Origin of the sequence: uncultured Bifidobacterium sp., assembly GCF_949292005.1 — a bacterium.
Classification (GTDB): domain Bacteria; phylum Actinomycetota; class Actinomycetes; order Actinomycetales; family Bifidobacteriaceae; genus Bifidobacterium.
In genome coordinates this window covers 1-8,174 of sequence record NZ_CASEXV010000075.1, presented here as the reverse complement: position 1 = coordinate 8,174, position 8,174 = coordinate 1, and the positions used below count along the sequence as shown (strand labels likewise).

Annotated in this window: 6 protein-coding genes, 4 tRNA genes and 1 pseudogene; 3 read left to right on the top strand and 8 right to left on the bottom strand. The window is 61.1% G+C overall.

Annotation, left to right across the window (positions count from 1 at the left end):
- From thrS to Q1X90_RS05465, 5 genes and pseudogenes are all read right to left on the bottom strand, one after another.
- Positions 1-233, bottom strand: a pseudogene (gene thrS / locus Q1X90_RS05485) (threonine--tRNA ligase); the annotation flags it as partial.
- A gap of 277 nt (positions 234-510) precedes the next feature.
- Positions 511-583: transfer RNA gene (locus tag Q1X90_RS05480), tRNA-Val, on the bottom strand.
- Positions 584-630: 47 nt separating this feature from the next.
- A tRNA-Val gene (locus tag Q1X90_RS05475) sits at positions 631-702 on the bottom strand.
- 31 nt (positions 703-733) lie between these two features.
- Positions 734-804: transfer RNA gene (locus tag Q1X90_RS05470), tRNA-Cys, on the bottom strand.
- A 27-nt stretch (positions 805-831) separates the two neighbouring features.
- Positions 832-904 (bottom strand) — tRNA-Gly (locus Q1X90_RS05465).
- 163 nt (positions 905-1,067) lie between these two features.
- On the opposite strand from Q1X90_RS05465, the gene Q1X90_RS05460 reads away from it, so the two are divergent.
- A complete protein-coding gene (locus tag Q1X90_RS05460) occupies positions 1,068-1,916 on the top strand; it encodes a PAC2 family protein (RefSeq protein ID WP_300767353.1) in 849 nt (282 codons plus the stop codon).
- Positions 1,917-1,950: 34 nt separating this feature from the next.
- Here Q1X90_RS05460 and uppP read toward each other — a convergent pair whose 3' ends face one another.
- Positions 1,951-2,814: an undecaprenyl-diphosphatase UppP gene (gene uppP, locus Q1X90_RS05455; RefSeq protein WP_300767350.1), complete on the bottom strand. Its 864-nt coding sequence runs from the start codon at positions 2,812-2,814 to the stop codon at positions 1,951-1,953.
- Between the two features lie 183 nt (positions 2,815-2,997).
- Here uppP and Q1X90_RS05450 point away from each other — a divergent pair, with 183 nt between their 5' ends.
- A complete protein-coding gene (locus Q1X90_RS05450; protein WP_366944462.1) occupies positions 2,998-3,792 on the top strand; it encodes a fructosamine kinase family protein in 795 nt (264 codons plus the stop codon).
- Positions 3,793-3,845: 53 nt separating this feature from the next.
- On the opposite strand, the gene dnaJ is transcribed toward Q1X90_RS05450, so the two are convergent.
- The gene (dnaJ, locus tag Q1X90_RS05445; protein WP_300767347.1) at positions 3,846-4,988 is read right to left on the bottom strand and encodes a molecular chaperone DnaJ; all 1,143 of its coding nucleotides are present in this window, start codon (positions 4,986-4,988) and stop codon (positions 3,846-3,848) included.
- 141 nt (positions 4,989-5,129) lie between these two features.
- Positions 5,130-6,191 (bottom strand): heat-inducible transcriptional repressor HrcA, encoded by a 1,062-nt coding sequence (gene hrcA, locus Q1X90_RS05440; RefSeq protein WP_300767345.1) that lies wholly within the window; start codon positions 6,189-6,191, stop codon positions 5,130-5,132.
- A gap of 376 nt (positions 6,192-6,567) precedes the next feature.
- Between hrcA and Q1X90_RS05435 the strand changes: the two genes are divergently transcribed.
- Positions 6,568-8,174, top strand: a 1,607-nt coding sequence (locus tag Q1X90_RS05435) for a transketolase (protein ID WP_300767342.1), incomplete at its 3' end; no start/stop codon positions are given.

Below are 8,174 nucleotides of genomic sequence, written 5' to 3'. Positions count from 1 at the left end.
GCCATGACATGCGTCGCGGAATGACGCATAATCGCGATGCCATCCTCGCTGTCGAGCGCTATGGGCTCCACCTCGTCGCCTTGACGCACGGGAGTGGAGAGGTCACGTGCCTCGCCGTTGAGCCGGATCGCGATGATGTTCTTGTCGTCCGCGAACAATTCGACTCCGGTGGAATCGGCTGCCACCTCCTTCGTTTCGCCATTGATGGTTATGGAGATGGTCTGTTCAGCCATGATCGTCCTTTTCTATCGGGGCCCGCGGTACGAGGTGCAGGCCTGGACTGAGATTCAACAGAATCACATTATGAACGCAGCGGGACAACTCCGTGTCCGGGTTGTGATGTTTCCTCGGAACGCGCGGCCGGAGTCATATGCGTCACTGGATGGAACCCGAAAAGCCATCAGAAGGCATCAGGAAAAAGACGTCTCAACACCGAGGAACCGGAAGCGGAAGCCTTATGCGAAGCGAAGCAATGGAAAAGGAGTGTGGAGCCGAAAAATTCCTTGTATGTGGGTGATGCAGGAATCGAACCTGCGACCCCTTCCGTGTGAAGGAAGTGCGCTAGCCGCTGCGCCAATCACCCAGTCGATAGGTCCGCGACCCCTTTTCGGGGATTCCTCGCGATCCGTGTGGGCGATACAAGATTCGAACTTGTGACCCCTTCCGTGTCAGGGAAGTGCGCTACCTCTGCGCCAACCGCCCGGGTCTGTGTCGGTCCTTCCGGACTTCCACGAGGTGGGTACGAGAGTCGAACTCGTCTATACGGCTTTGCAGGCCGCTGCCTAACCGCTTGGCTAACCCACCGTAAGGTCGTCAACTCCTCGGACCTCGAGCGGACAACGGGACTCGAACCCGCGCTCTCGACCTTGGCAAGGTCGCGCTTTACCAACTAAGCTATGTCCGCATGTGCCCTGTCGCTGCCTGAGCACGAGGCACTACTGTAAACGACATGCGTGCAAGATGCAAATGCGCGTGTCGTGTCTATCTCCTCCGGCACATCATTCACCTATGGCTGAAGAGCGGGTCTTGTGGAATGGTCCGACTGCTGCCGCCGTTACATTGGTGGTATGGGTTGTACGGAAAGAAAATCCGGCACGACGCTTCTCGTCGCCTTCGAGGGGTGGAATGACGCGTGCCAGTCTGCGACGAACGTGGTGAGGTCGCTGGTCGCGCATTATGATTCCCGCGAGGTGCGCCATATCGCGTGTGATGGGTACTACGACTACCAGTCCGCCCGTCCCATGATGTGCCACGTCACTGGTCGTGCGCGCATCATATGGCCTCGGACGACGTTCTTCGAAATCGCGCTGGATGACGGATACCGTGTGTTTGCCCAGCTGGCTCCGGAACCCAATTATCGATGGGTCGAGTATTGCCGCGAGAGTCTGTCCATCGCGCAGGAGCTTGACGTCGACCATGTGGTCACGATGGGGGGGATGCTGGCCGAATGCCCCCATACTAGGCCTCTTCCGCTTGACGTGTCCGATTCGGACCGTCGGTGCGACATGGACCGTGAGTACAACGGTCCGGTGGGTATAACCACCGTTTTCGATCAGATGGCTCGCGAGGACGGTTTCGACGCGTCGAGTATGTGGGTGTCAGTCCCCCAGTATCTCGATTGCGACGAGTGCGCGCAGGGCACGCTTCAGTTGACGAGGAGACTCTCACGCCTATTGGGGCATGACATCGATGTTAGCGAGCTTGTGGGACAGGCGAATCTGTGGAGGGCGCAAGTGGACAGAACGACGTCTGGCGACTCCGACCTTGCCGATTACGTGCGGAGGTTGGAGCGTGAGTATGATGCGCGACGCGGCTCGTGCGGCCCTTGCGGCAGGGAGTTCGACGCTCAGTCGGAATCATCGGCGGACGAGCTGGTTCGTGATGTCGAAAATTATCTCAGAGGTCTCGATTCCTGACGGTCGACAGCGTTCCGCGTGATTGTGAAGGCGTTTAGTCGATCGCGGGAAGCACTCCCGAGATGAGCAGCAGCGCGACGACGACTGCAAGGATGATGCGGTAAACCGCGAAGGCCTTATAGGAGAATGTGGACACGAACTTCAGGAAGCCGATGATCACCACATATCCGACGATGAAGCTCACCACGGTGGCCGCGATGGTCGCCGTCCAACCGGGGAACAGCGCGTCGGACTTGTAGTCGCGAAGGGCTTTGACACCTTCAAGGATGCCGGCTCCGAAGACGGCGGGGATGGCCATGAGGAAGCTCACCCGCACGGCCGCCTCGCGCGTGTATCCCATGGCGCGTCCGAATGTGATGGTTCCGCCGGAACGCGAGACTCCCGGAATCAAGGCGAGCATCTGTCCCAGTCCGAAGATGAGGGCCTCTTTCCATGTCATGGAGTTCATCGTTTTGATCTGACGTGACCGCGCGTCGACGACCCACAGCAGGATGCCGAACAGCAGCAGAACCGTCACGGTGATCCACAGGTTGCGCAGCGTCGTTTCGATGACCTTTTGGAATATCAGACCCGCGATGACGATCGGCATCGTTCCGATGATGATGTACCAGCCGGTGGATGCGTCTCTATCCCCGGCACCGAACCGGTGGGCGGTATCCGTGCCGTTATCCCCGCGTAGACAGAGGAACCAGCGGGTGAGTATGCGGGCTATGTCATGGCGGAAATACAGAATCACCGCGAGCTCGGTGCCCAGCTGGATGATCGCCGTGAACGCGGCGCCGGGATCGGACCCCAGCATCAGGTCGCCGATGATGCGGATATGGGCGCTTGACGACACCGGAAGATATTCCGTCAACGCCTGCACCAGCCCCAGTATTATCGCCTGAAAGAAATTCATGGTCCCTCTTAGTGTGTCCCGTTGGTATCCCGTGGATGTCCACGTGTGGCGAATATCCTTGCCGGCCACGTCTTGCGGACGACATGGCCCGAACCACCATACGCCATGCGCCGGTCATGGCTCGTTGTCTGGCATCGAATCGACAATATCCGGGAGGAACGCGGAAAAACTAAGGAGAGTGTTATGGCCACTTATCGTAAGAGCAGGGCTTTCGCTCCACAGGGATTCTTCGAGTGCGAGGGACGGGGGTTGAGATGGCTTGCGCAGGCCATGCCGCAGGGAGGTCCAAGGGTTGTCGATGTCTATGGATGGGACCGTGACCATCTGGACATCGAACGGGTGGAACCCTCCTCTCCCACGGCGAAGGCGGCCTATGACTTTGGAGTGTCGCTGGCGAGGATGCATGACATGGGTGCTGAATCGTTCGGAGCCCCTCCGGAGGGTTACACGGGAACGTGCTATTTCGGTCCACTTCAGGATCCGGTGCCCATGGATACGGGAGACTGGAGCGATCCGGCGACATACCTGACGCAGGGGCGGCTGCTTCCCATGGTCGAGTTGGGTGTCCGGCGGGGATCACTGAATGGCTCCGACGTCGAGCTGACCCGTCGCATCATATCACGGCTTCCCGACCTTTTGGGAGCCGCCGCCGACGACACCCCTTGCCGTGTGCACGGTGACCTGTGGAGCGGCAATGTGATGTGGACCCGCTCCGACGCGGGTGAGACGGAGGCCGTTCTCATCGATCCGGCCGCTCATGGAGGCCATCGGGAGGAGGATCTGTCCATGTTGCATCTGTTCGGCATGACGTCGTTGGATGCGATCATCCGGGGCTATCAGTCCGTTCATCCACTTGCCGCCGGGTGGAGGGAACGCAGGACGCTGTGGCAGCTGTATCCCATCGCGGGTCATTGCGTGTTCTTCGGCGGAGGGTATGTCAGCGAGTACAGGTCCATGTGCCGCTCGCTGCTGTCGTAATCGGGTTTGACACGGTCATGATCGGATTGGGCGGCTTGGCACCGTCCCCCTCCTCAGCTCAGAGCGTCGCGCAGTTTGCTGAAGAACCCCTTGCGGGAGCCGGTTGACGGTTGCGGGGTCTGTGGGGCGCTCGACCTGTCCTTGTCGTGCGAGGATGCGAACTCCTCGATGAGGTGCCTTTCATCATCGTTGATCTTCGTCGGTATTTCCACCGACACATGCGCTATCAGATCGCCTCGGTCGGATGGCTGCCGGAGCTTCGTGACTCCCAGCCCCTTGATCGTCACCGTGTCGTCGGGCTGACAGCCTGCCGGGACGTCGATTGTGCGCGGCCCATCGAAGGTGTCGATGTCGACTCCATGCCCCAACACGGCCCAGCTCATGGGAATCCTCACCCAGCAATGAAGATCGTTGCCGTCCCTCGTGAACCTCTTGTCCTTCGCGATGCTGATGTCGATGTAAAGATCGCCCGCAGCGCCGCCGCCCTCACCCACCTCGCCCTGATTGGCCAGACGCAGCCGGGTCTCGCTGGCGATTCCCGCGGGTATGGTGATGCCGACATCACGCGAGGTGCGGACCCTTCCATGGCCTGAGCACGCCGGGCAAGGGTGCTCGATTATCGTGCCGTAGCCTTCGCAGCGGTCGCATGGCGCTGTGGTCATCATCTGGCCGAGAAGCGTGCGCACCACCTTCTGCCTGAAACCGGAGCCATGGCATTCGGGACAGGTCGTGGGCTTCTCGCCGTTCGCCGCGCCCGCTCCCCCGCATTCGGAGCACAGGCCGTACGTCATAATCGACACATGCGCGGTTCCGCCGAAAACTGCGGTTTTGAGATCGATGGAGGCTTGGGCGAGCGCGTCGCGTCCAGGCTGGCGGCGGGATCTCGGACCCGTCGATCCGCCAAAGCCGGGACCGGAGAAAAACTGGCTGAATATGTCGCCCATGTCTCCCATGGGGAATCCCGACGCTCCTGCGGACGCGGAGGGGTTGTTGGGATCCACCCCGGCATCGTACATCCGGCGGCGTTCCGGATTGGAGAGGACGTCGTAGGCGTTGTTCACCTCCTTGAATTTGTCCTCGAACTCGGGGCCGGCTATGTCGGGATGGTACTTCCTGCTCATCCTGCGGTAGGCCTTTTTGATCTCGGCATCATCGGCCGATTTGTCGACCCCCAGAACCTCGTAGTAATCCGTCACTGCTTGTCCTTACATATCTGCGGTCGCGGCCTCATGCCGTTCCCTTCCGCGTGGCACCCACGTGCCGGTTTTCGTATTCGCGTAGGCCATCGACGTCGCCCTGGCCATCACATTCTGCCATGTGCGCAGGCCAAAGCTCTTCTATTGGGGAGGCTCCTGCGGCGAGACGAACGCCGTCAGATATCTGGCGACGGCTCTCACCGCGGCGATGGTCATCGTGTAATCCATGTGCGTCGGACCGATTGATCCGACAAAGGCCAGAGAACGATGCGGACCGTTCTGGGGCGAGTCGGGGATGTCGTTGGCGGTGCGTCCGTAGCCGCTTGTGACGACCGACGCGTGGATCAGACTCGGGGTCCCCGTCTCCGACCCAATGGCGACTCCGACTCCCGAATCGGTATTCTCCTCGCTAAGGGCGCTCATCAGCCGCATAAGAACCACCTGCTCTTCCAAGGCGTCCAGAAGGGGGGCAAGGTCGGCCGCGTTCGGCTGGTCGGCCAGCCGGGACGTTCCGGACATGTACAACTCCCCCGCCCTCTCGTCGGTGGCAAGCTCCTCCAAGGTGTCACACACGGCGTCCGAGAGCTTCCCGTCCACGCCCGATGTCTGCGCCCGGACCGCCTCCGCGGCGTGCGACAGCGACAATCCGGAGGCTAGTCGATTGGCGAGGGCTGCAAAACCGTTGAGGCTGTCCTCATCGGGCATGCGGTCCACCGTCATAACACGTTGGGCGACGCGGCCGCTGTCGGTTATCACAACCGTCAGAAGGGCGTGGGTGGAGACCGGTACGACCTCCACATGACGAAGCGTCGATTTCGACAGCGCAGGAGATGCGACGACCGCCACCTGACCGGTGATATTCGCGAGAAGCCGCGCCGACCTGCGGAGGGTGTCCTGCAGACTTACCGAACCCTGAAGGAAACTGCTGATCCCGCGTCGTTGCGCGGCTGAAAGGGGCATGACGGTGGACAGCCTGTCGACGAAATAGCGATATCCCTTTTCGGTGGGAATCCGTCCCGCCGACGTGTGCGGCTGAATCAGATATCCCTCATCCTCGAGGGCGGCCATGTCGTTGCGTATGGTCGCCGAGCTCACGCCGAGGTCGTGATGGTGCGCCAGCGACGCGGACCCCACGGGCTCCTGCGAATCGATGTAGTCCTCGACCACGGCACGCAGAACCGTCATCCGACGTGAATGCGTCATGCGCGCCTCCCTCCGTTTCCCTGTCCGTCCCGTGCCGGCGTTCCTATGCCATCACGCCGTGCGCGGAGCCGCCATCCGCGCGTTCGGCTGGCGCGGGCTCCATTGCCATAGTATTAGCACTCAATAATTCTGAGTGCTAACCATTTCATTATGGGAGGAGGCGGTGGCGTCAATCGTGGTGCCGGACTGGGACCATGCGTGCGCACGTCTGGGAACGCGCGATCCGTGGTGCCGCCGGAGGCCGGCATAACACGCCAAACGCGAACTTTGAAGTCGTCTGCCGCGGCTAGCATGAAGACGCAATGTGAGGGAAGTCATGGCGCGGCATAAGCCGAACGCGTGGCGCCCGGGATATTGGAAGGAAAGTAGATCATCTATGACCGATTTCACCTGGTCTGAACTGGACGAGCGCGCCGTCAAGATGGCGAAGGTGCTCTCCGCCGACGCCGTTGAGAGGGCTGGACACGGCCATCCTGGCTCCCCAGTCTCGCTGGCGCCCATCGCCTACACCCTGTATCAGCGTTACATCAAGCACGATCCCAATGATCCGAAATGGGCCGGACGGGACCGTTTCATCCTTTCGGGCGGCCACGCGTCGCTCACGCAGTATGTGCAGCTGTACTTCTCCGGATACGGACTGACGCTCGACGACCTCAAGTATTTCCGTGGTGGCGCCGACACTCGCACGCCCGGACATCCTGAGTACGGACTGACCCCCGGCATCGAAATGACCACCGGTCCTCTGGGGCAGGGCCTTGCCTCAGCCGTGGGATTCGCCTACGGACAGCGTTTCGAGCGTGGCCTTCTCGACCCCGATGCGGCCGAGGGGACATCACCCTTCGACCACAAGGTGTGGGTCATCTGCGGTGAGGGCGACGTCGAGGAGGGTGTGTCCTCCGAGGCCAGCTCCCTCGCAGGCAACCAGCAGCTGGGCAATCTCACTGTGATCTTCGATGCCAACCACATCCAGATCGAGGGAGACACCAAGCTCACCTTCTCCGAGGACATCCTCAAGCGGTACGAGGCGTATGGCTGGTACACGGATGAGGTCAGCTTCATCCAGCCCGACGGCTCCTACAAGGAGGACGTGCAGGCTCTCGCAGCGGCTCTTGACAAGGCCGAGAAGGTCACGGACCGTCCGAAGTTCATCAAGGTCGACACCCTCATCGCATGGCCCACCCCCGGCAAGACCAACAATGAGGCCGCACACGGATCCAAGTTGGGCGCAGAGGCTGTCGCAGGACTCAAGAAGATCCTTGGGTTCGATCCAGACGTCGCCTTCCCCGTCGACGAGGAGGCCCTCGCGCATGCCCGCAAGGTCGCCGAGCGCGGTCTTGAGGCGCATAAGGAATGGGACGAGAAGTTCGCTCAGTGGCAGAAGGCCAACCCCGACAAGGCGGCTCTGTACGAGCGTCTTAAGGAAGGCAAGCTCCCCGAGGGATTCGACAAAGCCATCGATGACCTCGAGGCCGGATTCGAGTCCGGATCCAAGGTCGCTACACGCAAGGCGTCCGGCGCTGTGATCAACGCCATCGCCGCCGTGATGCCCGAGCTGTGGGGAGGATCGGCGGACCTTGGTGGTTCGAACAACACGAACATCAAGGGCGCCAAGTCCTTTGGACCCTCCGCGGACGCGACCCGCACATGGCCCGAGACGTCGGAATATGGACGCCAGCTGCACTTCGGCGTGCGCGAGTTCGCCATGGGTGCCATCACCAACGGCATCCTGCTGGGTTCGGAAACCCGCCCCTTCAACGGAACCTTCTTCCAGTTCTCCGATTACGAGCGTCCGTCGGTTCGACTCGCCGCCCTGATGCGGATTCCGAACCTGTATGTGTGGACCCACGATTCCGTGGCTCTTGGCGAGGACGGGCCCACGCATCAGCCAATCGAGCATCTTGCCTCGTTCCGCGCCATTCCGCAGCTTGAGGTCGTTCGCCCCGCCGACGAGTATGAGACGGCCGAAGCCTACCGCGCGTTCTT